Origin of the sequence: Paracoccus sp. S3-43 (genome assembly GCF_029027965.1) — a bacterium.
Lineage (GTDB): Bacteria > Pseudomonadota > Alphaproteobacteria > Rhodobacterales > Rhodobacteraceae > Paracoccus.
The window spans coordinates 2,999,047-3,024,945 of record NZ_CP119082.1 but is presented as its reverse complement, the minus strand read 5'-3'; the positions used below and the strand labels follow the sequence as shown (position 1 = coordinate 3,024,945).

Annotated in this window: 28 protein-coding genes; 18 read left to right on the top strand and 10 right to left on the bottom strand. The window is 68.1% G+C overall.

What is annotated here, in order from left to right:
* Positions 1-25 precede the first annotated feature (25 nt).
* Positions 26-1,066, top strand: coding sequence for an endonuclease/exonuclease/phosphatase family protein (locus tag PXD02_RS15710; RefSeq protein WP_275104761.1), 1,041 nt, complete (start codon positions 26-28; stop codon positions 1,064-1,066).
* 233 nt (positions 1,067-1,299) lie between these two features.
* On the opposite strand, the gene PXD02_RS15705 is transcribed toward PXD02_RS15710, so the two are convergent.
* From PXD02_RS15705 to PXD02_RS15665, 9 genes are read right to left on the bottom strand one after another with little or no spacing between them, the layout of a single operon-like run.
* The gene (locus PXD02_RS15705; protein WP_275104760.1) at positions 1,300-1,668 is read right to left on the bottom strand and encodes a hypothetical protein; all 369 of its coding nucleotides are present in this window, start codon (positions 1,666-1,668) and stop codon (positions 1,300-1,302) included.
* 1 nt (position 1,669) lies between these two features.
* The gene (flhB, locus tag PXD02_RS15700; protein WP_275104759.1) at positions 1,670-2,731 is read right to left on the bottom strand and encodes a flagellar type III secretion system protein FlhB; all 1,062 of its coding nucleotides are present in this window, start codon (positions 2,729-2,731) and stop codon (positions 1,670-1,672) included.
* Positions 2,728-3,486 carry a flagellar biosynthetic protein FliR gene (locus PXD02_RS15695; protein WP_275104758.1) on the bottom strand — a complete coding sequence of 253 codons (759 nt, stop codon included), beginning with the start codon at positions 3,484-3,486 and terminating at the stop codon, positions 2,728-2,730. The genes flhB and PXD02_RS15695 overlap by 4 nt, the downstream gene beginning before the upstream one ends.
* A complete protein-coding gene (locus PXD02_RS15690) occupies positions 3,483-5,576 on the bottom strand; it encodes a flagellar biosynthesis protein FlhA (RefSeq protein ID WP_275104757.1) in 2,094 nt (697 codons plus the stop codon). The genes PXD02_RS15695 and PXD02_RS15690 overlap by 4 nt, the downstream gene beginning before the upstream one ends.
* Entirely contained in the window at positions 5,573-5,851 is a 279-nt protein-coding gene (locus PXD02_RS15685) for a hypothetical protein (RefSeq protein WP_275104756.1), read from the bottom strand. Before PXD02_RS15685 ends, PXD02_RS15690 begins: the two co-directional genes overlap by 4 nt.
* Positions 5,851-6,717 (bottom strand): flagellar motor stator protein MotA, encoded by an 867-nt coding sequence (motA, locus tag PXD02_RS15680; protein ID WP_275104755.1) that lies wholly within the window; start codon positions 6,715-6,717, stop codon positions 5,851-5,853. The genes PXD02_RS15685 and motA overlap by 1 nt, the downstream gene beginning before the upstream one ends.
* 12 nt (positions 6,718-6,729) lie before the next feature.
* Positions 6,730-7,272, bottom strand: coding sequence for a MotE family protein (locus tag PXD02_RS15675; RefSeq protein ID WP_275104754.1), 543 nt, complete (start codon positions 7,270-7,272; stop codon positions 6,730-6,732).
* Positions 7,265-7,624: a hypothetical protein gene (locus PXD02_RS15670; protein ID WP_275104753.1), complete on the bottom strand. Its 360-nt coding sequence runs from the start codon at positions 7,622-7,624 to the stop codon at positions 7,265-7,267. The genes PXD02_RS15675 and PXD02_RS15670 overlap by 8 nt, the downstream gene beginning before the upstream one ends.
* Positions 7,621-8,097: a flagellar basal body-associated FliL family protein gene (locus tag PXD02_RS15665; RefSeq protein ID WP_275104752.1), complete on the bottom strand. Its 477-nt coding sequence runs from the start codon at positions 8,095-8,097 to the stop codon at positions 7,621-7,623. The genes PXD02_RS15670 and PXD02_RS15665 overlap by 4 nt, the downstream gene beginning before the upstream one ends.
* A gap of 118 nt (positions 8,098-8,215) precedes the next feature.
* Here PXD02_RS15665 and fliF point away from each other — a divergent pair, with 118 nt between their 5' ends.
* The 11 genes from fliF to PXD02_RS15610 all read left to right on the top strand — a co-directional run bounded on the left by fliF (position 8,216) and on the right by PXD02_RS15610 (position 17,349).
* Positions 8,216-9,781 (top strand): flagellar basal-body MS-ring/collar protein FliF, encoded by a 1,566-nt coding sequence (gene fliF / locus PXD02_RS15660; protein WP_275104751.1) that lies wholly within the window; start codon positions 8,216-8,218, stop codon positions 9,779-9,781.
* Positions 9,778-10,368 (top strand): hypothetical protein, encoded by a 591-nt coding sequence (locus PXD02_RS15655; RefSeq protein ID WP_275104750.1) that lies wholly within the window; start codon positions 9,778-9,780, stop codon positions 10,366-10,368. The genes fliF and PXD02_RS15655 overlap by 4 nt, the downstream gene beginning before the upstream one ends.
* Entirely contained in the window at positions 10,356-10,613 is a 258-nt protein-coding gene (locus tag PXD02_RS15650; RefSeq protein ID WP_275104749.1) for a FliM/FliN family flagellar motor switch protein, read from the top strand. The genes PXD02_RS15655 and PXD02_RS15650 overlap by 13 nt, the downstream gene beginning before the upstream one ends.
* An 86-nt stretch (positions 10,614-10,699) precedes the next feature.
* Positions 10,700-11,341, top strand: coding sequence for a flagellar type III secretion system pore protein FliP (gene fliP, locus PXD02_RS15645; protein ID WP_473092089.1), 642 nt, complete (start codon positions 10,700-10,702; stop codon positions 11,339-11,341).
* 111 nt (positions 11,342-11,452) lie between these two features.
* Positions 11,453-12,169, top strand: coding sequence for an energy-coupling factor ABC transporter ATP-binding protein (locus PXD02_RS15640; protein ID WP_275104747.1), 717 nt, complete (start codon positions 11,453-11,455; stop codon positions 12,167-12,169).
* A complete protein-coding gene (locus PXD02_RS15635) occupies positions 12,144-12,767 on the top strand; it encodes a CbiQ family ECF transporter T component (RefSeq protein WP_275104746.1) in 624 nt (207 codons plus the stop codon). Before PXD02_RS15640 ends, PXD02_RS15635 begins: the two co-directional genes overlap by 26 nt.
* Positions 12,768-12,770: 3 nt before the next feature.
* On the top strand, positions 12,771-13,316 hold the full coding sequence (locus PXD02_RS15630; protein WP_275104745.1) for a biotin transporter BioY: 546 nt from the start codon (positions 12,771-12,773) through the stop codon (positions 13,314-13,316).
* A gap of 118 nt (positions 13,317-13,434) precedes the next feature.
* Positions 13,435-14,559, top strand: a complete 1,125-nt coding sequence (locus PXD02_RS15625; protein ID WP_275104744.1) for an extracellular solute-binding protein — start codon at positions 13,435-13,437, stop codon at positions 14,557-14,559.
* A gap of 51 nt (positions 14,560-14,610) precedes the next feature.
* The gene (locus tag PXD02_RS15620; protein WP_275104743.1) at positions 14,611-15,675 is read left to right on the top strand and encodes an ABC transporter ATP-binding protein; all 1,065 of its coding nucleotides are present in this window, start codon (positions 14,611-14,613) and stop codon (positions 15,673-15,675) included.
* Positions 15,668-16,549: an ABC transporter permease gene (locus PXD02_RS15615; RefSeq protein WP_275104742.1), complete on the top strand. Its 882-nt coding sequence runs from the start codon at positions 15,668-15,670 to the stop codon at positions 16,547-16,549. Before PXD02_RS15620 ends, PXD02_RS15615 begins: the two co-directional genes overlap by 8 nt.
* Positions 16,546-17,349 carry an ABC transporter permease gene (locus PXD02_RS15610; protein ID WP_275104741.1) on the top strand — a complete coding sequence of 268 codons (804 nt, stop codon included), beginning with the start codon at positions 16,546-16,548 and terminating at the stop codon, positions 17,347-17,349. Before PXD02_RS15615 ends, PXD02_RS15610 begins: the two co-directional genes overlap by 4 nt.
* Here PXD02_RS15610 and PXD02_RS15605 read toward each other — a convergent pair.
* A complete protein-coding gene (locus PXD02_RS15605; RefSeq protein ID WP_275104740.1) occupies positions 17,327-18,271 on the bottom strand; it encodes a LysR family transcriptional regulator in 945 nt (314 codons plus the stop codon). The genes PXD02_RS15610 and PXD02_RS15605 overlap by 23 nt on opposite strands.
* 122 nt (positions 18,272-18,393) lie before the next feature.
* On the opposite strand from PXD02_RS15605, the gene chvE reads away from it, so the two are divergent.
* The 6 genes from chvE to PXD02_RS15575 are packed head-to-tail and all read left to right on the top strand — an operon-like array spanning position 18,394 to position 25,894.
* On the top strand, positions 18,394-19,449 hold the full coding sequence (gene chvE / locus PXD02_RS15600; protein ID WP_275104739.1) for a multiple monosaccharide ABC transporter substrate-binding protein: 1,056 nt from the start codon (positions 18,394-18,396) through the stop codon (positions 19,447-19,449).
* Positions 19,450-19,505: 56 nt separating this feature from the next.
* Positions 19,506-21,038: a multiple monosaccharide ABC transporter ATP-binding protein gene (gene mmsA, locus PXD02_RS15595; RefSeq protein WP_275104738.1), complete on the top strand. Its 1,533-nt coding sequence runs from the start codon at positions 19,506-19,508 to the stop codon at positions 21,036-21,038.
* Positions 21,035-22,240, top strand: coding sequence for a multiple monosaccharide ABC transporter permease (mmsB, locus tag PXD02_RS15590; protein WP_275104737.1), 1,206 nt, complete (start codon positions 21,035-21,037; stop codon positions 22,238-22,240). The genes mmsA and mmsB overlap by 4 nt, the downstream gene beginning before the upstream one ends.
* Before the next feature lie 3 nt (positions 22,241-22,243).
* Positions 22,244-23,233 carry an AraD1 family protein gene (gene araD1 / locus PXD02_RS15585; protein ID WP_275104736.1) on the top strand — a complete coding sequence of 330 codons (990 nt, stop codon included), beginning with the start codon at positions 22,244-22,246 and terminating at the stop codon, positions 23,231-23,233.
* Between the two features lie 7 nt (positions 23,234-23,240).
* Complete coding sequence (araD, locus tag PXD02_RS15580; RefSeq protein ID WP_275104735.1) at positions 23,241-24,983, top strand: L-arabinonate dehydratase; 1,743 nt, start codon at positions 23,241-23,243, stop codon at positions 24,981-24,983.
* Positions 24,983-25,894: a Gfo/Idh/MocA family protein gene (locus PXD02_RS15575; RefSeq protein ID WP_275104734.1), complete on the top strand. Its 912-nt coding sequence runs from the start codon at positions 24,983-24,985 to the stop codon at positions 25,892-25,894. The genes araD and PXD02_RS15575 overlap by 1 nt, the downstream gene beginning before the upstream one ends.
* Positions 25,895-25,899 lie beyond the last annotated feature (5 nt).

The window sequence follows — 25,899 nt, the reverse complement described above, 5'->3', positions numbered from 1 at the left end:
GCGCGCCTCGTGCCACATCTGCCGCATGTCGCGTTTTGTCTGGATGATTTGCCTTTGCCTTGCCGGTCCCGCCGCCGCGCGGGATCTGCGCATCGCCACCTATGATCCCGGCCTGACGCGACCGGGGCCGGGCCTGCTGCTGCGCGACATCCGCCGCGCCGACCCGCAGGTGCTGGCCGCGGCCCAGGTGATCGCGGCGGCGGCGCCCGACGCGATCCTGCTGACCGGCTTTGACTGGGACCATGACGGGCTGGCGCTGTCGGCCTTTGCCCAGGTGCTGGAACAGACGGGCCATCCGATGCCGCACCGCTTCGCCGCCCGCCCGAACAGCGGGATGCCGACCGGGCTGGATCTGGACGGCGACGGCCGGGCCGGAGGGGCCGAGGATGCCCAGGGCTTCGGCCAGTTTTCCGGCCAGAACGCCATGGCGATCCTGTCGCGCCTGCCGCTGGGCCCGGTCACGGATCACACGGCCTTCCTGTGGCGCGACCTGCCCGGCGGCCTGATGCCGGCGTCCGTCCCCCAGGGGCAGCGCCTGTCCTCGACCGCGCATTGGGAGGTGCCGGTCCTGACCGATCGGGGATCGCTGCACCTGCTGGCCTGGTCCGCGACGCCCCCGGTCTTCGACGGACCCGAGGATCTGAACGGCCGCCGCAACCATGACGAGGCCGCCTTCTGGCTGGACCACCTGCCCGACGCGCCCTTCGTGCTGCTGGGCAATCCGAACCTGGATCTGGCGGATGGCGACGGGCGCGCGCAGGCGATGACGGCCCTGCTGGATCACGCCCAGGATCCGCGGCCCAAGGGGGCTTTCCAGCCGGACCAGGCGGGTGCCAATGCCGGGCAAAGGGGCGATCCGGCCCTGGATACGGCGGTCCATGATCCCGCCGGGCCGGGCAATCTGCGCGTCGATTACGCCTGGCCCGCCAAGGGATTGCGCGTGACCGGCAGCGGCGTGGTCTGGCCCGCGCCGGGCGATCCGCTGGCCGCCGCGGTCGAGGCCGCGTCGAACCATCGCCTGGTCTGGGTGGATATCGACCTGAATTCGCTGGAGGCGGCGCGCTAGGGTTGCGGGGATCGTTGGCGGGGCTGGTTTAGCCCTGCTCAATCGGATGATCCATCGCCGGGACGGAACCCTCACCATAGGGCAGACCCACGAAACGCCGGTTGCATTCTTCCCGCCGGGCCACTCTCTCCCGGTATAAGGGTGAAGGGTGAAGGGCGATTTGTCCCTGGCCGCCGCAGCCATCCCGGCGGCCCGCAAGCGGCGGCCTTCGCCCGCTGTCCCCTGATGGGCTGTCAGTATCGCGGCGCGTCTTCCTCGGCGCGGTGCAGCGCCGACAGGTTCAGCAGCACCTCGGCCCGGCCGAATTCGCGGGCGGCGTCGCGGCGGGCGGCGTCGAAGCGCGGCTGCATCCGTGCGACCTCGGCCTCGGCCTGGTGCAGTTCGCGCGCGCTGCGGCCGGCCTGGGCATTGGCGATCCGCGCCTCGGCCACCGACAGGGGCGCGGTGCTGCGATAGCTTTGGTCAAGCGCGGTGCGCATGGCGTCCGCGCGGCTCTGTGCCTGCTTCATATGCACGCTGAAGGCCGCGAACCGCTTGAGCTCCCGCTCGGCCTTGATCCGCGCGATGCGCTCCAGTTGCGCCAGCTTGTCGCTGTCCTTCATGTCACCACCCCGCTCTGGCCTTTTCGCGCATCTTTTCGGCAAAGCGGATCGCGGCGGCGACGGCGGCGAACTGTTCGCGGCGGATTTCCTGGCCGATCTCGACGGTGGCATGGATGGCGCGGGCGCAGGGCGGATCGGAAAAGATCGGCACCTTGCTGTCGCGCGCGCGTTCGCGGATCCGGGCCGCGACCTCGTCGGTGCCCTTGGCCAGGCAGACCGGCGCCCGGCCGCTGCCGCGCCTCCATTGCAGCGCCACGGCATAGTGGGTGGGGTTCACGATCACCACATCCGCTTTCGCGACATCGGCCAGCATCTGCCTGGTGGCGATTTCCACGGCACGCTGGCGGCGGGCGGCCTTGAAATGCGGATCGCCTTCGGAATCCTTGTATTCGTCCTCCATCTCCTTGCGGGACATGCGGTTCTTGCGGCGGTGGTCGAACCATTGCCAGCCCATGTCCAGTCCCGCGAACAGCACCGAGATCGCCAGCGCCAGCGCCAGCACCCGCCTCAGCAGGGTGCCCAGATCGGCGATCCAGCGGTCGCCGGCCAGCGGGCTGGCCATCAGATGCCCCAGAAGGCCGCGGAACAGGAACCAGCCGCCCGCGCAGACAAGCGCCACCTTGCCCAGCGAAATCGCGAAATTCACCAGCCCCGACTTGCCGAATTTCTGGCCCGCCGTCTTCATCGGGTTGATCCGGTTCAGGTCGAAGGCCAGCTTCTGCGGCGCAAAGACCAGCCCGCGCCCGGCGATCAGCGCCACCAGGATCGCCAGCGACGGGACAGTGGCAAGAGCCAGCACCGCCCAGCCCGCGTATTGGCCCAAGGCCAGGGCGATGGTCCCGATCGCGCCGGGCACCCAGCCCTCGGATCCCAGGGCGCGGGTGGCCATCGCCAGCCAGGCCTTGGCGGCAAAGCCCGCCCCCACGGCAAAGGCCAGCCAGGCGCCCAGATACATCGCCGCCACGTTCAGTTCGGCCGAACGCGGGATGTCGCCCTTTTCGCGCGCGCGCCGCAGCTTCTGCTCGGACGCCTCGAAGGGCTTGTCGTCGTTTTCCTCGCTCATGGCGCCCCCGGCAGCATATAGCCCAGGATCGCATCGGCCCACAGCCCGACCAGCACCGGCGCCAGCAGCGCAAGCGCCGCGAGCGCCAGCAGGATCGCGGCGGGAGAGCCGATGAACATCACCGGCAGCGCGGGCATGACGCGGTTGATGACCCCCGACAATGCCTGGAACATGAAGCCGCCCAGCGTGAAGGGCGCGGCCAGAAGCATGGCGATCCAGAAGCTGCGGGCGACCAGGCGAATCGCCTCGGATGCCAGGCCGTCCGCGTCGGGCCAGCCGCCGGGCGGCCAGATCGCGAAACTGTCGGCCATCAGCTGCACCAGCAGGATCGGCAGGCCAAGGGCCATCAGCACGGCCAGCCCTGCCAGATGGATCATGTTGCCGATGGGATGGGGCGCGGCCTCGTTCTGGCCGCCGACCAGCTGGGACAGGGACGCGGTGGCGGCGATGGCCGAGGTGGCGATGTCCAGCGACAGCGCCAGCAGGCGCAGGCCCATCCCGGCCGCCAGGCCGATCAGCGTTTCACCGGCCACTTGGCCCAGGGTGGCCAGCGTGCCGGCGGGCGGCAGGGCGGGGGGCACCAGCCCCGCCAGCATCGGCGTGATGGCCATCGCGGCGGCGGCGCGGACGCGGATCGGGATCACCCGTTCCCCAATGCCCGGCAGGACCAGCGCCAGGGCCTGAACGCGCAGATAGACCAGCAGCCAGGTCCAGCCGAATCCGGGGAGAAGCTGGGAAAGCTGGTCCCACATCATCCGACCTCGATGGTGCCGATCAGGCGCAGGTCGGCGCCGGGGTCGATTTCCTCCAGCCCCAGGACCGGCATGGCGATGCCGTTCGATCCCAGCACCGCGCGCAGCATCCGCCGCCGGTGATCGGGTGCGACCAGCACGGTCTGGAGCGCGGGTTCCAACGCCCCCATGGCGCGGCGCGCGGCGTCCAGCAGCTTGCGCGACAGGGCGGGCGTCATGGCGCCGCCCCCCGCGCGGCCCGTTTCCGCATCGGCGCGGACGAACTCGGCCTCCCATGCCGGATGCAGTTGCAGGGCCGAGATGTGGCCCGCGGGATCGCTGTATTGCTGGGTGATCTGGCCGCGCAGCCGTTTGCGGACCAGCTCATAGACCGTCTCGACCGATTCGATGCTGCGGAATTCGGCCATCGCATCGACGATCAGCGGCAGGTTGCGGATCGAGACCTTTTCGTCCAGAAGCGCGCGCAGCACCGCCAGCAGCGTCTCGGGCGAGACCTTGTCGGGGATCATGCTGTCGAAATAGCGCCGGTTGCGTTCGGCCCGCGCGCTGTCGGACAGGGTCTTCAACTCCTCGATCTGGCGCTGCATCGCGCTCAGGGTCAGCAGCGAGGACAGGTTGGCCCGCACGACCTCCATCAGATGCGTGGACAGAACCTCCATCGGGGTGACGACGGTCGCGCCCTGGGTCGCGGCGTCGTCCTGGGCGTCGCGGTCGATCCAGCGGGCGGGGCTGAGATAGACGGGTTCGCGCACCGCATCGCCGGGCAGGCCCTTCAGCACATGATCCGGCCCAAGTGCCAGGATGGCGCCGGGCCGCAGGCTGCCGCGTCCCCGCACCACGCCGTGGATGCGGATCTGATAGTCGCCGGGATGCAGGTCGTCGGTGTCGGTGATGCGCACGTCGGGCAGGATCAGGCCATAGGCGCGGGCGATATGGATGCGCAGGTTGGTGATCCGGCTGCCCAGCCCCCGCGCCTGGTCAAGCGCGATCAGCACCAGGTCCGAGCCGATTTCCACGCTGATCTCGTCGGTGTCCAGAACGTCGCCGATGCGGGCGGCGGGGCGGGGGGCGACGACGGTCTCGGCAGGCAGGTCGGGCAGGGCGGCGGCCGAAACCGCCTTGCGATGCAGCCGCCAGCCGCCGAAGGCCATGGCAGCCGCGATCGCCAGGAACAGCAGGCGCGGCATCCCCGGCACGAAGGACATCAGCAGCATCGCGGCCGCGACCACGGCGGCGGGCTGCCAGCCCCGGATCAGCTGGCTGGACAGAAGCCGCGCGGTATTGTCGGTCGCGCCCCCCCGCGACAGCAGCAGCGCCGCCGCCATCGAGGTGATGACCGCGGGGATCTGGCTCACCAGTCCGTCGCCGATGGTCAGGTGGGAATAGCTGGCCATGGCCTCGCCCACGGGCATGCCATGCGCCACGATGCCGATGCCAAGGCCGACCAGCAGGTTGACCAGGGTGATGACGATCCCCGCCACCGCGTCGCCCTTGACGAATTTCGACGCCCCGTCCAGCGAGCCGAAGAAATTGATCTCTTGCTGGTCGCGCGCGCGGCGGTTCTTGGCCTCCTGGTGGTCGATGGCGCCCGCGTTCAGGTCGGCGTCGATGGCCATCTGCTTGCCCGGCAGCGAATCGAGCGCGAAGCGCGCCGCGACCTCGGCCATGCGGCCCGAGCCCTTGGTGATGACCATGAAGTTCACGATGGAAATGACGGCAAAGACCGTCAGCCCGACCATCAGCGACCCGCCCGCGACGAAGCTGGCGAAGCCGTTGATGATATGGCCCGCCGCCTCGGTGCCGGTATGGCCCTGGGTCAGGATCAGCCGGGTCGAGGACACGTTCAGCGACAGCCGGATCACCAGCGTCATCAGAAGCAGCATCGGGAAGGCCTGGAAGTCGGTGGGCCGTTCCACCAGGGACGCCATGACCAGGATCAGGACCGCCGCCGCGATCGATAGCGCAAAGCCGAAATCCAGGACCGCCGGCGGCAGCGGGATCACCATCGAGATGACGATGAGCACCAGCCCCCCGGTGACAAGCACCGAGGTGTCGAGGGATTTCAGCCAGTTGGCGCGAAGGGCTGCGGTCATTCGGCACCTGCCTTCGCCGGGGCGGGATCAAGGATATCGGACAGCGCCCAGGGTTCGGCGGTCAGAAGCCCGGCCCGGCGCAGGAAGACCAGGGCCTGAAGGCGCGCCTCGGGCGACATGGCCATCAGCCGCGCGCGATAGTCGGCGGGCAGGGATTCGCCCTCCAGCAGCCAGCCGGTCGCCTCGTCGGCCAGGGCCGCGGCGTCGGGCAGAAGCGCCGGATCGGCCGGGGCGCTGCCGGACAGAGCGATCACCATCACCATCGCCCCGATCATCACGCGGCCTTCTTCAGGTCGCGCAGCGCGGCTTCCAGCGTGTTGAAGCTGGGGCGGACGTGATCGGGCACGGCCTGGCGGCCGACCTCGACGCAAATATTGGTGGCGTGCTGGTGCAGGCCCGCGATCAGCACCGATTTGATGACATCGAAAAAGGCCAGATCCTGCTTGATCACGCCGCCCAGGCGGCCCGCCAGCGGCGCCACGAAGCCATAGGCCAGGAACACCCCCAGGAAGGTGCCGACCAGGGCGCCGCCGATCATGCCCCCCAGCACGGCGGGCGGCTGGTCGATGGCGCTCATGGTCTTGATCACGCCCAGGACGGCCGCGACGATGCCCAGGGCGGGCAGGGCGTCGGCCATGCTTTGCAGCGCATGGGGGACATGCATCGCGTCCTCGCGCAGGCCGGCGAGGCGGCGGGCCAGGATCTCCTCGACCTGGTAGGGATCGTCATAGTTCAGGCTGGCCGAACGCAGCGTGTCGGCGATCAGCGAAACGACCTCGTGATCGGCCAGCAGGCGGGGATAGGCGGTGAAGATCGACGATTCGGTCGGGTTCTCGATATGCTGCTCCAGGGCGACGGGGTTCTCGCGCGCGACCTTCAGCAGCTGGAACATCAGGCACAGCACGTCCTGATGGTCCGATTCCTTCCATTTCGGCCCCTTGAACGCCCGGAGGATGCCGCCCGGCGTCTGCTTCAGCGTATGGCCGTCGTTGGTCAGCAGATAGGATCCGATGGCGGCGCCCCCGATCATCATCAGTTCGAACGGCAGGGAGTGCGTGATCACCCCCATCTTGCCCCCGGCGAGGATATAGCCGCCGAAGACCATGGCGAAGGTGACGACGATGCCGACGATGCCGAACATGGGCTTTCTCCTTCAGTCGTTCTGGACGCTGCGGGCGCCCATCTGGGCGGTCAGCAGCGCCGCCTGGCGCGGTTCGACCGAGGCGATGATGCGGGCGCCCGTCGCGGGCTGGACGCGCATCAGGATCTCGGCCGCGAAATCAGGGGGCAGGTTGGTCAGCACCGCCGCCGCCTCGGCGGGCTTCATCTGGTCATAGACGGCGACCAGGCGGTCGATATCCTCGCGCACGGCCTGGGAGGCGGTGTCGCGCCGCGACCGGATGCCGGATTTCTGCTGGCGCAGCTCGGTCGCGCGGGCCTTCAGCGCGGCCTCGGCGGTGGCGATCTCGGCCTTGCGGGTCTCCATCGCCTCCATGTAGCGTTCGATCCGCAGGGCGCGGTCGCGCAATTCGGTCGCAAGCGCCACCGCCTCGGGCACGTCGGTGCAGCCTTGCAGCAGATCGCCCGAACCGGCCGAGGCCGCGAAGAAGCGCGACACATTCCCCCCCTGCCAGATCGCGGCCCCGGCGGGGACGGCGAAGGCCAGCGTCAGCATGGTCAGGACGGATTTACGCATCGCCGTTCACCACCCGCTTGCGCAGCCGACGCATGGGAATCACCGGCGCGGGCGCGGCGGCCGGCGCCTGGGCCTGGGTGATCTTCTGGCGCAGATCCCACAGCGCGCGTTCCTTGCGCGCCGAGGCGATTTCGGTCGACAGGGCCTCTCCGGCGGCCGTCGCCTCGGCCTTGGCGTCGCGGATGGCGCGGTCCAGGCGGTCCACCTCGGAGGCCATCACGGCGATGGCGCCGCCGAGGCCCGTTTCCAGGTCGTTCAGCCTGCGCAGCCTGCGCGACAGCATCAGGCAGAACCCCCCAAGGCCCAGCGAGGCCGCCAGCAGCGCGGCCTGAAAGACATGGTCCAATGTCATTTGAAGCGAAACTCCGTGATGAGCAGATCCGTGATGGCGCTTTCGCCCAGGACATAGCGGGTGCGCGTCAGAAGCTCGGCCCGGATGATCTCCAGGACGCCGCGCTTGTCATAGGCCGCGGGGTCGATGCCCGACAGGAAGCTGGTGAAGGCGTCCGAGACGCGCGGCATCAGATGCGCGACCTCGGCCTGGTGGGCGCTGTCGGTTTCCAGGCTGGCGGACAGCACCAGGCTGCGGCCCGATCCGCCGGGGATGACCAGGTCGACCGTCGGCACCGGCACGAACACCGCCGAGGGCAGGACCGGCGCTTCCTCCCTCGCGGCCAGCAGGGCGGTGGGCGACCACAGCCCCAGATAGGTCGAGGCGAAGCCGCCCCCGGCCAGCAGGACGGCGGCAAGGATCGGCACCAGCTTCTTCTTGCCGGATGCCTGTGCGGGCGGGTCGAGGGCCTGATCGGCGGTCGCATCGGTCATGGTGATTCTCCGTCGTGACAAGACGGAATTAGCACCCCGCGACTAACCAAATCTTAACGCCGCCCATGTCATCAACGGCGGGACGAAGGAACCTGACGCTGATTCGAAAGGGCCGGTTTTGCAAAAACTGCAGGACTATTGGAACGAGCGAAGCTCACAACAGAAAGCCATCCTTGTGGCGGCGTTTCTGACAACATTCATGGTCATCGCGGGCTTTGCCTGGGTGGCGAACCGCCCCTCGATGAGCCTGCTTTACGGCGGGCTGGATTCCGCCCAGGCGGGCGAGGTCGTGGCCGGGATCGAACGCGCGGGCGTGGCCTATGAGGTGCGGGGCGATTCGATCTGGGTCGATGCCGCCAGCCGCGACAAGCTGCGCATGGATCTGGCCGCGCAGGGCCTGCCCGCGGCGGGCGGGGCCGGCTACGAGCTGCTGGACGGCATGTCGGGTTTCGGCACCACCTCGCAGATGTTCGACGCAGCCTATTGGCGCGCCAAGGAGGGCGAGCTGGCGCGGACCATCCTGGCGCTGCCCAACGTCAAGACCGCGCGCGTCCACCTGGCCATCGAGACCGGGCGCGGCTATCGCCGCGACAGCCAGGGCAGCGCGTCGGTGACCATCGGCACCAACGGCCAGGCGATCAGCCGCGACCAGGCGGCGGCGCTGAAATACCTGATCTCGTCGGGGGTGCCGGGCATGGCGCCCGAATCGGTGACGGTGATCGACTCCAGGAATGGCATCGTCGCCGCAGGCGAGGACGAGGCAGGCGCCGACCGCGCCGCCGAGATGAAGCGCAATGTCGAACGCATCCTGGAGCCGCATGTCGGCATCGGCAACGCCATCGTCGAGCTGAACCTGGATCTGGTCACGGAAAGCGAGCAGCTGACCGAACAGCGATTCGATCCCGACAGCCGCGCGATGATCTCGCAGGTGACCGAGGAAACCACCGACCAGAGCAATAGCACCGGGTCGGGCGCGGTCACGGCGGCCTCGAACCTGCCGGACGGAGATCAGGCCCAGGGCGACCGGACCGAGGCCAATCGCCAGGAAACCCGCCAGCAGGCCAATTACGAGGTGACCCGCGTGACCCGGGAAGTGTCCCGCGAGCCCGGATCGACCCGGCGCCTGACGGTGGCGGTGCTGGTCAACGGCGTGGCCGAGGAAAACGCCCAGGGCGAGACGCAGATGGTGCCGCGCCAGCAGGCCGAACTGGACGTGCTGCGCGAACTGGTGGCCTCGGCCGTGGGCTATGACGAAGCGCGGGGCGACCTGATCACCGTCAAGTCGCTGCCCTTCGCGGGCCTGGGCGAGGGCGGGACCGCCGCCGCCCCCGGCTGGATGGACCGGCTGGAACTGAACGGCCTGGCGCGGATCCTGCTGATCGGCCTGTTCGCCCTGGCGGTGGTGTTGCTGGTGCTGCGCCCGGTCCTGAAGGGCCGCGCCCGTCCGGCGCTGGACACCAGCCGCCCGGCCCTGGACGCGCCGGTTCTCAGCGGGACCGTCCTGCCCGCCGCCGAGGTCGTGCCCGAGCCGATGGCCGCGCCCGCGCCGCCCCGCGCGCCCGAACAGCTTGCGCTGCCCTCGGGCGATCCGGTGACCCGGCTGCGCAACATGATGAAGGAACGCCATGACGAAAGCGTCAAGATCCTGACCGGCTGGATCGACAACAAGGAGAACGCCCATTGACCCTTGCAGTCTTCAAACTCGAATCCTTCGGCCCGGCGATGGCGGCGCAGGGCGCGGCCCTGACCTTCAGCCGCGAGGCGGTGGACCAGGCCTTCGCCGACGGGCTGGCGGAAGGCATGGCCCGCCAGGCCGACGAACAGGTCCGCATGCTGAACGCCGGGCTGGACCGCCTGGCCCGCGCCCTGGCCGATGACGAGGCGCGCCGGGCAGACCTGCGCCGCGAGGCGGTCGAGGCCCTGGCCCCGATCCTGACGCAGATCCTCGATTGCCTGACCCCGGCGGCGGAATCGCGCCGCCTGGAAGCCGCCCTGACCGAGGAGCTGCTGCGCCTGGCGCGCACCGCCCCGCCGCTGCGCGCCAGCGTCGCCTGCGGGCCGGCGTTGCGGGCGATGGTGGACCGCTGCCTGGCCGATTGCGGGCTGGACGGGATCGAGGTCACCACGACCGAATCGGAGCGTATTTCCCTGTCGCTGCAAGGCGGCCGGATTGACCTGGACCCTGGCCGGGTGGCGGAGGACATCCGCGCGCTGCTGACCGAAATCAATGGGCCGAAACCGAACGGAGACGAGGCATCATGGACGCATTGAACCACCTGATCGACACCGACGCCATCCAGGTCGAGGTGACCGTGCGGCTGGGCCGGACTCGCCAGACCGTCGCGCAGCTTTCCTCGCTGCGGGCCGATGACGTCCTGCTGCTGGACCAGTCCATCGACGAGGGGGTCGAGATCTGCGTGGGCGATAAGGTCATCGCGCGCGGCGAACTGACCGCCGACGCCAGCGCCGAGGACCGGCTGTGCGTGCGCATCCTGCCCGCCCCCGGCGCGGCATGATCCCGCGCGCGGCGCTGGGGGCGGCGCTGGCGGCGATGCCTGCCGCCGCCCTGGCGCAGGACCAGCTGGGCCAGATCGCCGGGCAGATGGGCGCGGGGCTGCAACAGGGCCTGGGGCAGAACGCAGTCCTGCTGGTCGCGGCGCTGACGGCGCTGTCGCTGGCGCCCGGCATCGCGATCATGGTGACCTGCTTTCCCTTCATCGTCACCGTGCTGTCGATCCTGCGGCAATCGATCGGGCTGCAATCCTCGCCGCCGAACATGCTGATCGTCAGCCTGGCGATGTTCCTCACCTGGTTCATCATGGATCCGGTCCTGCGCGAGGCCTGGGCCGTCGCTGGCGCCCCCTTGCGGGACGGCACAATCACCCTGGGCGAGGCGATCCAGCGCGGCATCGGGCCGTTCCAGGGCTTCATGGCCGCGCGCACCGACCCCGACACCTTGGCGGGCCTGGCCGAGATCGCGCCGGGCACCGGCGACCGATCCGCCCAGCTGTCCGTGCTGATCCCCTCCTTCATGCTGTCCGAAATCCAGCGCGCCTTCGAGATCGGCTTCCTGATCGCGCTGCCCTTCCTGATCATCGACCTGGTGGTCTCGGCCGTGCTGATGTCGATGGGGATGATGATGGTGCCGCCGGTGGTGGTGTCGCTGCCCTTCAAGCTGGCGTTCTTCGTCGCGGTGGACGGCTGGTCGATGATCGCGGGGGCCTTGGTGCGCAGCTATCAGTGACGCGCGACTTGCGCGGCGGCGTCGTTCCGGGGCAGATGCGCGCCAGGACGGCGAGGGGCTTTGCGCGATGGCATCACGATCCGAGGGACAGCTGGCCGGGACCGGCAGGCGATGAGCGTGGATCTGCGCGACATCGGCGTGACGCTGGCGGGGCGTCCCGTGCTGCATGGCGTTTCGGCCCATCTGGCCGAGGCGCGGGTGGGCATCGTCGGGCGCAACGGGTCGGGCAAGACGACGCTGGCGCGGGTGATCGCGGGGCTGATCGCGCCCGATTCCGGGACTGCCCGGATCGGCGGCATCGACATGGCGTGCGACCGCCGCGCGGCTCTCGAAAGTGTTGGAATTATTTTCCAGAATCCCGATCACCAGATCATCTTCCCGACTGTCCTGGAAGAAATCGCCTTCGGCCTGACCCAGCAGGGCCGCCGCCCCCGCGATGCCGAGGCCGCGGCCCAGGCCATGCTGGACCGTTTCGGCAAGGCGCATTGGGCGGGCGCGGCGACGCACAGCCTGTCGCAGGGGCAGAAACAGCTTCTGTGCCTGATGGCGGTGCTGGCGATGCGGCCGGGGGTGATGGTGATGGACGAGCCGTTTTCGGGCCTCGACATTCCGACGCGGATGCAGCTGATGCGCTATCTGGACGGGATCGCGGCGCAGGTGCTGATGGTGACGCATGATCCGGGCCAGCTTCGCGGCTTCGACCGGATCCTGTGGCTGGACCAGGGGCGGCTGGTCGCGGACGGCCCGACCGGCGAGGTGCTGCCGCGCTTTGAAGCGCAGATGCTGGATTGGGGGCGTCTCGATGATCTCGCTGACATCGCCCGTTGAGACCTGGGCGCATCGCCTGCCTGCCGGGGCCAAGCTGCTGATCCTGTCGGCGCTGACCGTGGCGCTGTTTCTGGCCGACCGGCCCTGGGTGCTGGCCCTGGCCCTGCTGGCCATCGCGGCGCTGTATCTGTCGGCGGGCGCCGTCTTCCTGGGGCAGGGGCTGCGCCATCTGCGGCTGCTGTGGCCGTTCCTGCTGCTGATCGCGATCTGGCACGGGCTGACCGGGCAGGTGCAGGCGGGCTTGATCATCGCCCTGCGCCTGCTGGCGGCGCTGGCGCTGGCGAATTTCGTGACCATGACCACGCGGCTGACCGACATGATCGCGGTGCTGACCTGGCTGCTGGCGCCGCTGCGCCGGATCGGGCTGCCCGCCCGCGCGGTGACGCTTGCCATCGCCATGGTCCTGCGCTTCACCCCGATGCTGGTGGAGAACGGCCAGAGGCTGTCGATGTCCTGGCGGGCGCGGTCGCACAGGCGGCCGAACTGGCGGATTGTCATGCCGATGGCCGCCTTGGCGCTGGACGACGCCGATCATGTCGCCGAAGCTCTGCGCGCACGGGGCGGGATTCTGCCCGATACCGGATCACGGAGGGACTGAGAGATGGAACGCAACATGACCCGGATCGCGCTGTTCGCCGCGCTGATCGCCGCCCTGGGGCTGATCCCCAGCCTGACGCTGGGCTTCGGCGTGCCGATCAGCGCGCAGAGCATGGGCGTGATGCTGGCGGGCGCGATCCTGGGGGCGCGGCGGGGCGCGCTGGCGGTGCTGCTGCTGATGGCGCTGGTGGCGCTGGGCCTGCCGCTGCTGGCGGGCGGGCGCGGCGGGCTGGGGGCCTTCGTCGCGCCGACCTCGGGCTTTTTCATCGGCTGGCCGGTCGCGGCCTTCGTCACCGGGCTGATCGTCGAACGCTGGCGCGGCGCGCCCCTGGCGGTGACGGCGGCGACGGCCTCGGTCATCGGCGGGATCGTGGTGCTCTACGGCTTCGGCATCGTCGGCATGTCGATGACGCTGCACAAGACCCTGGCTGAATGCGCGGTTCTGGTGACGGCCTTCCTTCCGGGCGACCTGATCAAGGCGGTGCTGACCGGGCTGATCACGCAGGCCCTGGCGCGGTCGCGCCCCGACAGCCTGCTGTCGCGCCACTGAGGGGAAGCCGGATTTTCGGTGGCAGATCAGACACGTCTTTGACCTGTCACAGGGCCGGTCTATGCTTGGCGCCGATTGACCAACGCCCCGGCGGGGCGACCTTATCGGGGGACGATACATGACCACATTTCATCGCCGCGGGCTTTTGAAGGGCGCCGCGGCAACTGCGGGCCTGTCGCTGGCGGCGCCGCTGATCGCGCGGCCGGGCTTTGCCCAGGGCTCGGGCACGCTGAACATCTTTGCCTGGGCGGGCTATCTGAACGACGAGATCCTGGCTGCCTTTGAAAAAGCCACCGGGATCAAGCCGAACTATACGCCCTATGGCACCAATGACGAACTGCTGAACCAGCTGCGCGCCAACAATGGCGCAGGCTTCGACCTGATCTGGCCGACCGTGGACCGGGTGCCGAACTATGTCGAATTCGGCCTGGTCCAGCCGCTGGACGAAGCGAAGATCGAGGTGGCGAAGGTGCTGCCCTCGGCCTGGGAGAACTCGACCAGCCTGGGCGCGGTGGTCGATGGCAAGCGCTATCAGGTGCCGACCGACTGGGGGACCGAGGCCGTGGCCTTCGACCGTGACCAGATGCCGCTGGAATACGGCAAGGCTTCCTATGGCGACCTCTGGGGCGAAGGGGCGGAAGGCAAGGCCACGGTGCGCGCCCATTCCGCGCTGGCGGGCCTGGGCCTGTGGCTGGAATCCGAGGGCAAGCTGCCCCGGCCGCTGCTGGACGCCTTCAAGACGCCCGAGGCGCAGGTCGAGATCTTCGACGTGATCCTGGCCGAGGCGATCGCCCGCAAGGGCAACATCATCCAGTTCTGGAACAATGAAAACGAGGCCCAGGGCGCCTTCCGCGTCAACGGCGCGGCCATCGGCCAGACCTGGGATTCGACCGCCGCCGCCCTGTCCAAGGAGGGCCTGCCGGTGGGCTTCATCGCGCCCAGGGAAGGCGCGCTGGCCTGGATGGAGGGGCTGTCGATCCCCAAGGGCGCGGCGAACCTGGACGCCGCCTATGCCTTCATCAACTGGTTCCTGACGCCGGAAGCCGGGGCGATGTATAGCAACGCGACCTCGATCAACTCGACCGCCGTGGGATCGGCCGACCTGCTGTCGGATCAGGCCAAGGCCTTCTTCGCCGCCGCCTATCCGGGCGACGCGCTGGAGAAGCTGTGGTGGTGGCCGATCCAGGAAAACTGGTATGTGACCAAGCGCAACGAATACCAGGACCGCTTCCTGTCGGCCTGACGACCAACCGGGGCAGGGGGCCGGCCCCTGTCCCTGACCAGCGGGGGACGGATGTCGCATTCGGTAGAGCTTGACGGGATCGGGATGCGCTTCGGCACGACGCAGGCGGTCAGCGGGGTGTCCTTCACGGTCCAGCCGGGCGAGTTCTTTTCCATCCTCGGGCCGTCGGGCTGCGGCAAGACCACCATCCTGCGGATGATCGCCGGGTTCATCGAGCCGACCGAGGGGCGGGTGCTGATCGGCGGCAAGGATATGCGCGGGCTTGGCCCGAACCAGCGGCCGACGGCGATGATCTTCCAGTCGCTGGCGCTGTTCCCGCTGATGCCGGTCTGGGAAAACATCGCCTTCGGGCTTGAAGCGCGGGGCCTGGGCCGCACTGAGCGCCGCAAGCGGGCCGACGATCTGCTGCGCCTGATCGCGCTGGAGGGTTACGGCGATCGGATGCCCGGCGAATTGTCCGGCGGTCAGCGCCAGCGCGTCGCCATCGCGCGCGCGCTTGCGGTCGAGCCGGGCGTGCTGCTGCTGGACGAGCCCTTGTCGGCGCTGGATCTGAAGCTGCGCCAGCACATGCGGGCGGAATTGCGCAGCTTGCAGAAGCGCACCGGCGTCACCTTCATCTATATCACCCACGACCAGTCCGAGGCGCTGGCCATGTCCGACCGCGTGGCGGTGATGTCGGCGGGCCTGCTGCAACAGGTCGCCACGCCGCGCCAGCTTTACGACCACCCGGCCACGCCCTTCGTGGCCCGCTTCGTGGGCGAGACGAACGCCATCGCGGGCCGGGTCAGCGCCGTGGGCGACGGGGTGGTGCGGGTGGATACCGCGTTGGGTCCGCTGCACGGGCGGGCCGATCCGCCGCTGGCCATCGGCCAGGCCGCCACGCTGTATGTCCGCCCCGAGGCGCTGGTGCCCGGCGTCGGCGCCAATACCCTGCGCGCCCGTGTCGGCCGCATGGATTTCGAAGGGGCCTTCGCCCTGATCCACGGCCAGTTTGCCGACGGCGCGGCGCTGACGGCGGCGGTGCCCTCCACCCGTCTGGCCGACGCGCCCGCGCCGGGGACGGATGCCAGCTTTTCCTTTGCGCCGGAACATGCGGTGGTGCTGGCCGATGCGTGATCTTTACGCGCGCTTTGGCGGTGGCTTGGCGACGATCTTTCTGTCGCTGGTGCTGGTCTGGCTTGCGGCGATGGTGCTGGCGCCGAACCTGATGATGATCGACTATGCGCTGCGCCCGAACCTGCCGCCGGCGCAGATCGGCGGGCCGCAGGACGTGTGGTCGCTGGACAATTTCCTGTATCTGGCGAAGGAGGGCGTGCATCGCGCGATCTTCCTCAAGACCATCTGGGCCAGCGCGCTTGTCGCGGCGCTGACGCTGGCCGTCTGCTATCCGGTGGCCTTCTGGATGGCGCAGCGCGCGACGCCCGGCCAGCTTTCCATCGCGCTGATGCTGGTCATCATCCCCTTCTTCATCAACGAGGTGCTGCGCACGCTGGCCTGGTTCATCCTGCTGGCCTATCGCGGGCCGCTGAACGCGGTCTTGCAGGGGATCGGGTTGATCAACGCGCCGATCCGCTGGCAGGGCGATGGCGGCGTGCTGGCGGGGATGGTCTATGCCTATATCCTGTTCATGCTGCTGCCGATCTATAACGCCATCGAATCCCTGGACAAAGCGCAGCTTGAGGCCGCGCGCGACCTGGGATCGCCCACCTGGCGGACGCATTGGCGGATCGTCATCCCGCACGCCAAGGCGGGCATCGCCACGGGCTGCGTCTTCACCTTCATGCTGGCCGCCGGATCCTATGTCGCGCCCGCGCTGCTGGGCAGCCCCGGCAGCCGCTGGTTCACCGAGATCATCTATAACTGGTTCTTCGAGGGCGGCGACTGGAACCGGGGCGCGGCCTATGCGCTGACGCTGCTGGTTCTGTGCCTGGCGGTGGTGCTGGTCACGCTGCGCGTCTTCCGCGTGAACCTGACGGATGTGGCGAAATGACCGCCGACCGGATCTTTCGCGGGCTGTTCGTGCTGTATCTGCTGGCTTTCCTGGCCTATCTGTTCATGCCGCTGATCATCATGGGGGCCGCCGCGTTCAACACCAGCCGCTTTCCGACGGTGATCCCCTGGCAGGGCACGACGCTGGACTGGTTTGCGGCGATGTGGGCGGATGCGGCGATGTGGCGGGCGCTGTGGACCTCGGGCCTCGTGGCGATCTGCGTGGTGCTGGTGGCGCTGCCGGTCGGCACCGCCGCCGCGCTGGTGCTGACCACGCTGCACGCGCGGGCGCGCAGCTTCGCCTATGCGGTGATGGTCTCGCCGCTGCTGACGCCGGGGGTGGTGATCGGGATTTCCACGCTGATCCTGTGGCGGCAGGTGGGGGTTGGCGGAGGCACCCTGCTGATCGTGGTGGCGCAGACCACCTTCATCATCTGCTATGTGATGCTGATGGTGATGGCCCGGCTGCAACGCTTCGACCGCACGCAGGAGGAAGCGGCCCTGGGCCTGGGCGCGTCGCGGCTGATGGTGTTCCGCCGGGTGCTGCTGCCCTTCCTGCGGCCCGCGCTGCTGGCATCCGGGGGGCTGGCGGTGCTGCAATCGGTGGAAAACTACAACACCACGCTGTTCGTGCGCGGCTTTGAAACGCCGCTGACCGTGTTCATCGCCACCAAGGTCCGCACCGGCCTGACGCCTGCCGTCAACGCCCTGGCCCTGGTGATCATCGCCGTCACGATCATCGGCGCGGTGGCATACGAAATTGCCCGGCGCAGGCAACTCAGCGCGCGTCCGCGTTCCTGATCGGGCTGCCCGACATCTGCGCCACCGCCTCCCGCAACCGCTTTGCCAGCGGCGACAGCGGGCGGCGCTTCAGATCCAGCAGGAAATAGGGCGATACCCGGATCGGCTGCGGCGTCGGGATGATCGTGAACCCGGCCCCGACCGGCGGACGGATCAGCAGTTCGGCGACCTCTTGCGAGACCGGGGTGATCGCGTTCGACTGCGCCAGATAGGCGATGGTCAGCAGAAGCGACGGGCTGTTGACGATGTTGTCGGGTTCCGACAGCCCGACGCCCGCGAAGGCGGCCAGCGTCGCCTCGCGGATCGGCGCGCCGCGCTGCTGCATGATCCATTCCTGGCCCACCAGTTCGGTCAGCGTCACCAGCCGGGCGCGGGCCAGCGGATGGTCGGCCCGCGCCATCAGCGCGACCTTCTCGTCCGACATCGGCAGGATGTTGAAGGCATCGCTGTCGAATTCCGGCAGGATCCGGCCCAGCACGAAATCCATCTCTCCGGCAGCCAGCTGCATCAGCAGATCGCGCGAGGGCATCACGTCCACGGTGATGTCCGCCTGCGGGCTTTCCTGCTTGATCTGCCGCATCGCGCTGACCAGATAGCTGACCGCCGGCCCGGTGACCGCCCCCACCCGCACCGATCCGGCATAGCCGCCGCGCAGCGCGCGCACGTCGGCCTCGATGCTGGCCATCTCGCGCAGGATCACGCGGGCGCGGCGCAGGACGGCGGTGCCGATCTCGGTCGGCTCCATCCCCTTGGGCTGGCGGATGAACAGGGCGGCACCGACATGGCGCTCCGCCTCGGCCAGCATCCGGGACGCGGCGGGCTGGGTCATCGCCAGCGCCTCGGCCGCCATCTGCAACTGACCGTGCAGCGCGATCTCGTGAATCAGCCGCAGTTGCGGGGGCTTCAGGGCACGGATGGACATATCATTTCCGATATGAAGATTGCCGATTTTCTCATTTTACCGGCATGATGAACCTTTGCTACACCTTTCTCATCCATTCGGAGGAGGCGTGGCCCGAGGCGCCGCGCAAGGGGAGGTTACAGATGACGTTCAGAACCGCTGCGGTCGCGCTGGCGATCGGGGTCTCGTGGCTGGCGACCGGCGCCATGGCCGAAACCATCGGCATCGCGATGCCGACGAAATCGTCCGCCCGCTGGATCGACGACGGCAACAACATGGTCAAGCAGTTGCAGGAAGCCGGCTACGACACCGACCTGCAATATGCCGAGGATGACATTCCGAACCAGCTGGCCCAGGTGGAAAACATGATCACCAAGGGCGTGAACGTGCTGGTGATCGCGGCCATCGACGGCACCACGCTGTCGAACGCGCTGGAAAACGCCGCCGCCGCCGACATCAAGGTGATTGCCTATGACCGCCTGATCCGCGGGTCGGAACATGTGGACTATTACGCAACCTTCGACAACTTCAAGGTCGGCGTCCAGCAGGCGACCACGCTGGTCGACGGGCTGAAAGAACGTTTCCCCGACGTGAAGCCCTGGAACGTCGAACTGTTCGGCGGCAGCCCCGACGACAACAACGCCTTCTTCTTCTATGACGGCGCGATGTCGGTCCTGCAGCCGCTGATCGACGACGGGTCCATCGTGATCGGGTCGGGCCAGACCGGCATGGAAAAGGTCGGCACCCTGCGTTGGGATCCGGCCGTGGCGCAGTCGCGGATGGATAACCTTCTGTCCTCGAACTATGGCGACAAGCAGGTGCATGGGGTGCTGTCGCCCTATGACGGACTGTCCATCGGCATCCTGTCGTCGCTGAAAGGCGTGGGCTACGGGTCGGGCGACATGCAGATGCCGATCGTCACCGGCCAGGACGCCGAGGTTCAGTCGGTGAAATCCATCGAGGCGGACGAACAGTATTCGACCATCTTCAAGGACACCCGCGAACTGGCGAAAGTCACCGTCGGCATGGTGGACGCCGTGCTGAAAGGGACCGAGCCGCAGATCAACGACACCGAAACCTATGACAACGGCGTCAAGGTCGTGCCGTCCTATCTGCTGGAGCCGGTGCCGGTGACCAAGTCGAACTGGAAAGAGGTTCTGGTCGATTCCGGTTACTATACCGAAGACCAGTTGAAGTGATGCCTGCGCGGCCCCGGCGCGTGCCGGGGCCGCGTTTCGAAGGGGGGAAAAACGCGATGACGGCCATCCTGGAGATGCGGGGCATCACCAAGACGTTTCCCGGCGTCAAGGCGCTGAACGATGTGAACCTGTCCGTGCGCGAAGGCGAAATCCACGCCATCTGCGGCGAGAACGGCGCCGGCAAGTCGACGCTGATGAAGGTGCTGTCGGGCGTCTATCCCCATGGCAGCTATGACGGCGAGATCCTCTATGACGGCAAGCCCGCGCGGTTCCGCGACATCCGCGACAGCGAACATGCGGGCATCGTCATCATCCACCAGGAACTGGCGCTCGTGCCGCTGCTGTCGGTGGCCGAGAACCTGTTTCTGGGCAACGAGGTCGCGACGGGCGGGATCATCAACTGGCCGCTGGCCTATCAGAAGACCGAGGCGCTGTTGAAGAAGGTCGGCCTGACCGAGGCGCCGACCACCCGCGTCGAAAAGCTGGGCGTCGGCAAGCAGCAGCTGGTGGAAATCGCCAAGGCGCTTGCCAAGAACGTGCGCCTGCTGATCCTGGACGAACCGACCGCCGCGTTGCAGGAAAACGACAGCCAGAAGCTGCTGGACCTGATGCTGGAACTGAAAAGCCAGGGCGTCACGCAGATCATCATCAGCCACAAGCTGAACGAGATCCGCCGCGTCGCCGACCGCGTGACGGTGATCCGCGACGGGTCCACCGTGTCCACCTTGGACCGCAGCGAGATCACCGAGGACCGGATCATCCGCGACATGGTCGGCCGCGACATGGCCCACCGCTACCCCGACCGCATCCCGCAGATCGGCGAGGTGCTGATGGAGGTGAAGAACTGGTCGGTCATGCATCCCGAACAGCCCCGCCAGGTGATCCGCGACGTGTCGATGTCCGTGCGCAAGGGCGAAATCGTCGGCATCGCGGGCCTGATGGGGTCGGGGCGCACCGAATTCGCCATGAGCCTGTTCGGCCGCAGCTATGGCCGAGACATCACCGGAGAGGTGACGCTGGCGGGCGCGAAGCCCGACTTGTCAACCGTCACCAGGGCCATCGACGCGGGGCTGGCCTATGTGACCGAGGACCGCAAGGTTCTGGGCCTGATCCTGGACGAGCCGATCCTGCGCAACATCTCGCTGGCGAACCTGCAAGGCATCGCCAAGGGCACGGTCCTGTCGCGGGGGCGCGAACAGCAGGTAGCGGAACGATACCGCAAGGCCATGAACATCCGCACCCCCACGGTCTTTCAGCGGGCCGTGAACCTGTCGGGCGGCAACCAGCAGAAGGTGGTGCTGTCCAAATGGCTGTTCACCGATCCCAAGGTGCTGATCCTGGACGAACCCACGCGCGGCATCGACGTGGGCGCCAAGTTCGAGATCTACAACATCATGAACGAGCTGGCCGGGCAGGGGCACGGAGTCGTCATGATCAGCTCGGAAATGCCCGAACTGCTGGGCATGTGCGACCGCATCTATGTCATGAACGAGGGCCGGATCGCCGGTGAACTGACCCGCGAACAGGCCAGCCAGGAACGGATCATGGCCCTGATCCTGCAAGACGGAATGAAGGGGGAGGCCGCATGAGCACGGCTGACGCGAACAAGCCCGCCGCCACGGGCATCGGCGCCCATCTGGGCAGCCACCTGCGCGAGAACGGCATGATGCTGGCCCTGGTCGCCATCGTGCTGTTCTTCTTCGTCATCGTGCGCGCCGTCCAGGGCGTCGATTTCCTGTCGGCGCAGAACATCACCAACCTGTTCCTGCAAAACAGCTATGTCATCATCATGGCGCTTGGGATGCTGCTGGTGATCGTCGCCGGGCATATCGACCTGTCGGTGGGATCCGTCGCGGCCTTCACCGGGGCGGTGGCGTCGATGCTGCTGGTCAGGATGGACCTGCCGGTGCTGCTGGTGATCCCGATGGTGCTGGTCGTCGGCGGACTGATCGGCGCCGCGCAGGGATACTGGATCGCCTATTGGAAGATCCCGTCCTTCATCGTGACGCTGGCGGGGATGCTGGTCTTTCGCGGGCTGACGCTGTGGCTGCTGGGCGGCCAGAACATCGGCCCGTTCGAGCGGTCCTTCCAGTCACTGTCCACGGGCTTCATCCCCGACCTATTCGGCCCCGACAAGCCCAACTTCACCGCGCTGATCCTGGTCGCCGTGGCCGCCATCGCCATCGTCTGGGCGGGCGTCCGCGGCCGGGCGAGGGAGGCCGAATTCGGCATCGCCCCGGAACCCGCGGGCTTCTTCTGGGCGCGCAATGCCGTGGTCGTCATCGCGCTGCTGTTCGTGGGCTGGAAGCTGGCCAGCTTCCGGGGGCTGCCGAACGTGCTGCTGATCATGTCGGTGCTGATCGTGCTCTATGCCTTCTTCACCGAATCGACGACCACGGGGCGGCGCATCTATGCGCTTGGCGGCAACGCCAAGGCGGCGAAGCTGTCGGGCATCCGAACCGAACGGCTGGTATTCCTGACCTTCGTGAACATGGGCGTGCTGGCGTCCCTGGCCGGGATGATCGTCACCGCCCGGCTGAACAGCGCCACGCCCAAGGCGGGCGTCGGGTTCGAACTGGACGTGATCGCGGCGGTCTTCATTGGCGGCGCCTCGATGGCCGGGGGATCGGGGCGCATCATCGGCGTCGTGGTCGGCGCGCTGATCATGGGCGTGATGAACAACGGCATGTCGATCATGGGGATCGGCATCGACTATCAGCAGGTGATCAAGGGGCTGGTGCTTCTGGCCGCCGTGATCTTCGACGTTTACAACAAGACCAAGCAAGGCTGACCCATGTTTCTGTCGCAACTGAAAAGCCCCGGCGTGGACCGGGCTGTCGCCGCACGGACCGACGATGGCGCTTGGATCGTGCCCGGCGCGCGGACCACCCGCGATCTGGCGCAGGCCGCCATCGCCGCAGGGCATGGGCTGAAAGCCGAGGTTTCGGCGCGCGGGCAGGGCGAAGCGGTGGATCTCGCCGCCGCCCTGGCGGATGGCCGGGTGCTGTTGCCGCTGGATCACGACGATCCGGCGCATCTGCACCTGACCGGCACCGGGCTGACCCATCTGGGCAGCGCCTCGACGCGCAATTCCATGCACGCCAAGTCCGATGCCGAGACGCTGACCGACAGCATGAAGATGTTCCGCATGGGGCTGGAGGGCGGCAAGCCGCAGGGGGGCGCGGCGGGGGTGCAGCCCGAATGGTTCTACAAGGGCAACGGCGTCAACGCGGTGGCGCCCGGCGCGCCGCTGGTGTCCCCCGGCTTTGCGCTGGATGCGGGCGAGGAACCCGAGATCGCGGGCCTCTATCTGATCGGCCAGGACGGCACGCCCTTCCGGCTGGGCTTTGCCCTGGCGAACGAGTTTTCCGACCATGTGACCGAACGCGGCAATTACCTGTGGCTGGCCCATTCCAAGCTGCGTCCGGCAAGCTATGGCCCCGAGATGCTGGTCGGCGATCTGCCCCAGCATGTCGAGGGCACCAGCCGGATCCTGCGCGGCGGCGCGGTGATCTGGGAAAAGCCCTTCCTGTCGGGCGAGGCGAACATGAGCCACAGCCTTGCGAACTTGGAACATCACCATTTCAAATACGCGCTGTTCCGCCAGCCGGGCGACGTGCATGTGCATTTCTTCGGCACCGCCACGCTGTCCTTCGCCGATGGCGTCAAGGCGCAGGCGGGCGATGTCTTCCAGATCGAATCCCCGGCCCTGGGTTTGCCCTTGTCGAACCCGCTGGACCAGCAGCCGGACGGCGGCATCCCCGTTGCCGTCGCCACACTCTGAGGCTATCATGACCTTCGCACCCGCCCCTTGGCCCCGCCAGCTTCGTTCCCAGCATTGGTACGGGGGCACCTCGCGCGATACGATCTATCATCGCGGCTGGATGAAGAATCAGGGCTATCCGCACGACCTGTTCGACGGACGCCCGGTGATCGGCATCCTGAACACCTGGTCGGACCTGACGCCCTGCAACGGCCATCTGCGCGAACTGGCCGAAAAGGTGAAGGCGGGCGTGTGGGAGGCCGGCGGCTTCCCGGTCGAGGTGCCGGTGTTTTCGGCATCGGAAAACACCTTCCGCCCCACCGCGATGATGTTCCGCAACCTCGCCGCGCTTGCGATCGAGGAAACGATGCGCGGCCAGCCGATCGACGGGGCGGTCCTGCTGGTCGGTTGCGACAAGACCACGCCGTCGCTGCTGATGGCGGCGGCCTCGACCGACATTCCGTCCATCGTGGTGACGGGGGGGCCGATGCTGAACGGCTATTTCCGGGGCGAGCGGGTCGGGTCGGGCACCCATCTGTGGAGGTTCAGCGAGGCCGTGAAGGCCGGCGAGATGACGCAGGAGGAGTTTCTGGAGGCCGAGGCCAGCATGTCCCGGTCCACCGGCACCTGCAACACCATGGGCACGGCCTCGACCATGGCGTCCATGGCCGAGGCGCTTGGCATGGCGCTGTCTGGCAATGCCGCGATCCCGGCGGTGGATTCGCGCCGCCGGGTGATGGCGCAGCTTTCGGGGCGGCGGATCGTGCAGATGGTCAAGGACGACCTCAAGCCCAGCGACATCCTGACCAGGCAGGCGTTCGAGAACGCCATCCGCACCAACGGCGCCGTCGGCGGATCCACCAATGCGGTGATCCACCTGCTGGCCATCGCGGGCCGGGTCGGCGTCGATCTGACGCTGGACGACTGGGACCGCTGCGGGCGCGACGTGCAGACCATCGTCAACCTGATGCCCTCGGGGCAATACCTGATGGAGGAGTTCTTCTATGCGGGCGGGCTGCCGGTGGTCCTGAAGCGGCTGGGCGAGGCCGGGCAGTTGCACAAGGACGCGCTGACCGTCAGCGGCATGACGATCTGGGACGAGGTTCGCGACGTGGTGAACTGGAACGAGGACGTGATCCTGCCCGCTGACCGGCCGCTGACCGAACAGGGCGGCATCGCCGTGCTGCGCGGCAACCTGGCGCCCAGGGGGGCGGTGCTGAAGCCCTCGGCCGCCAGCCCGCATCTGCTGGTCCATCGCGGCCGCGCGGTCGTGTTTCAGGATATCGACGACTACAAGGCCCGGATCGAGGACGAGGATCTCGACATCGACGAAACCTGCGTCATGGTGATGAAGAACTGCGGTCCCAAGGGCTATCCGGGCATGGCCGAGGTGGGCAATATGGGCCTGCCGCCCAAGGTGCTGCGCAAGGGCATCACCGACATGGTGCGGATCTCCGACGCGCGCATGTCGGGCACCGCCTATGGCACGGTGGTGCTGCATACCAGTCCCGAGGCGGCGGCGGGCGGCCCGCTGGCGGTGGTGCGCGACGGCGACATGATCGACCTGGACGTGCCGAACCGGCGGTTGCATCTGGACATTCCAGACGCCGAACTGGCCGCGCGGCTGGCCGAATGGCGGCCGCTGCCCGACCAGCCCGCCAGCGGCTATGCCTGGCTGCATCAGGCCCATGTCGAGGGGGCCGATACCGGCGCGGATCTGGATTTCCTCAAGGGTTGCCGGGGCAATCCGGTCGGAAAGGACAGCCACTGATGAAGATCGCGCTTGCGGGCATCGGCAAGATCGCCCTGGACCAGCATGTGCCCGCGCTGAACGCCAGCCCCGACTGGGATCTGGCCGCGACCGTCAGCCGCCACGGCACGGTGGACGGGGTCGAGGCCTTCACCGAGATCAGCGCCATGCTGGACGCGCGCCCCGACATCGGCACGGTCAGCCTGTGCCTGCCCCCCGTGCCGCGCTTTGCCGTGGCGGAGGCGGTGCTGCGCGCGGGCCGTCACCTGATGCTGGAAAAGCCCCCCGGCACCACCCTGGCCGAGGTTCATGCCCTGTGCGATCTGGCCGAACGGCAGGGGGTCACGATCTATGCCACTTGGCATTCGCGCATGGCGATGGGGGTGGCCGCCGCGCGCGACTGGCTGGCGGGCAGGACGATCCATGAAGGCCGCATCACCTGGCGCGAGGACGTGCGCAAATGGCATCCCGGCCAGGAGTGGATCTTCGAGGCGGGCGGCATGGGGGTCTTCGATCCCGGCATCAACGCCCTGTCGATCCTGACCGAGATCCTGCCCCAGCCCGTGCGCCTGCTGTCGGCCGATCTGGATTTCCCAGCGAACCGGCAGGCCCCCATCGCCGCGCGGCTGCAATTCAGCCAGCGGATCGAGGCGGATTTCGATTTCCGCCAGGAAGGCCCGCAGACCTGGGACATGGAGTTCCAGACCGACGGCGGCGCGCTGGCGCTGCGGATGGGCGGCAACCGGCTGGAGATCGACGGTCGGCATGTGCAGGGCGCCGATGACATCATGGGCGAATATCCCGCGCTTTATGCACGCATGGCAAGGCTGATTGCCGCGGGAATGCGCGAAACGGACCTTGCGCCCATGGTTCTTGTGGCCGATGCCTTCACCCTCGGGCGGCGGAACACCGTCGCGGATTTCCATTTCTGAGGATA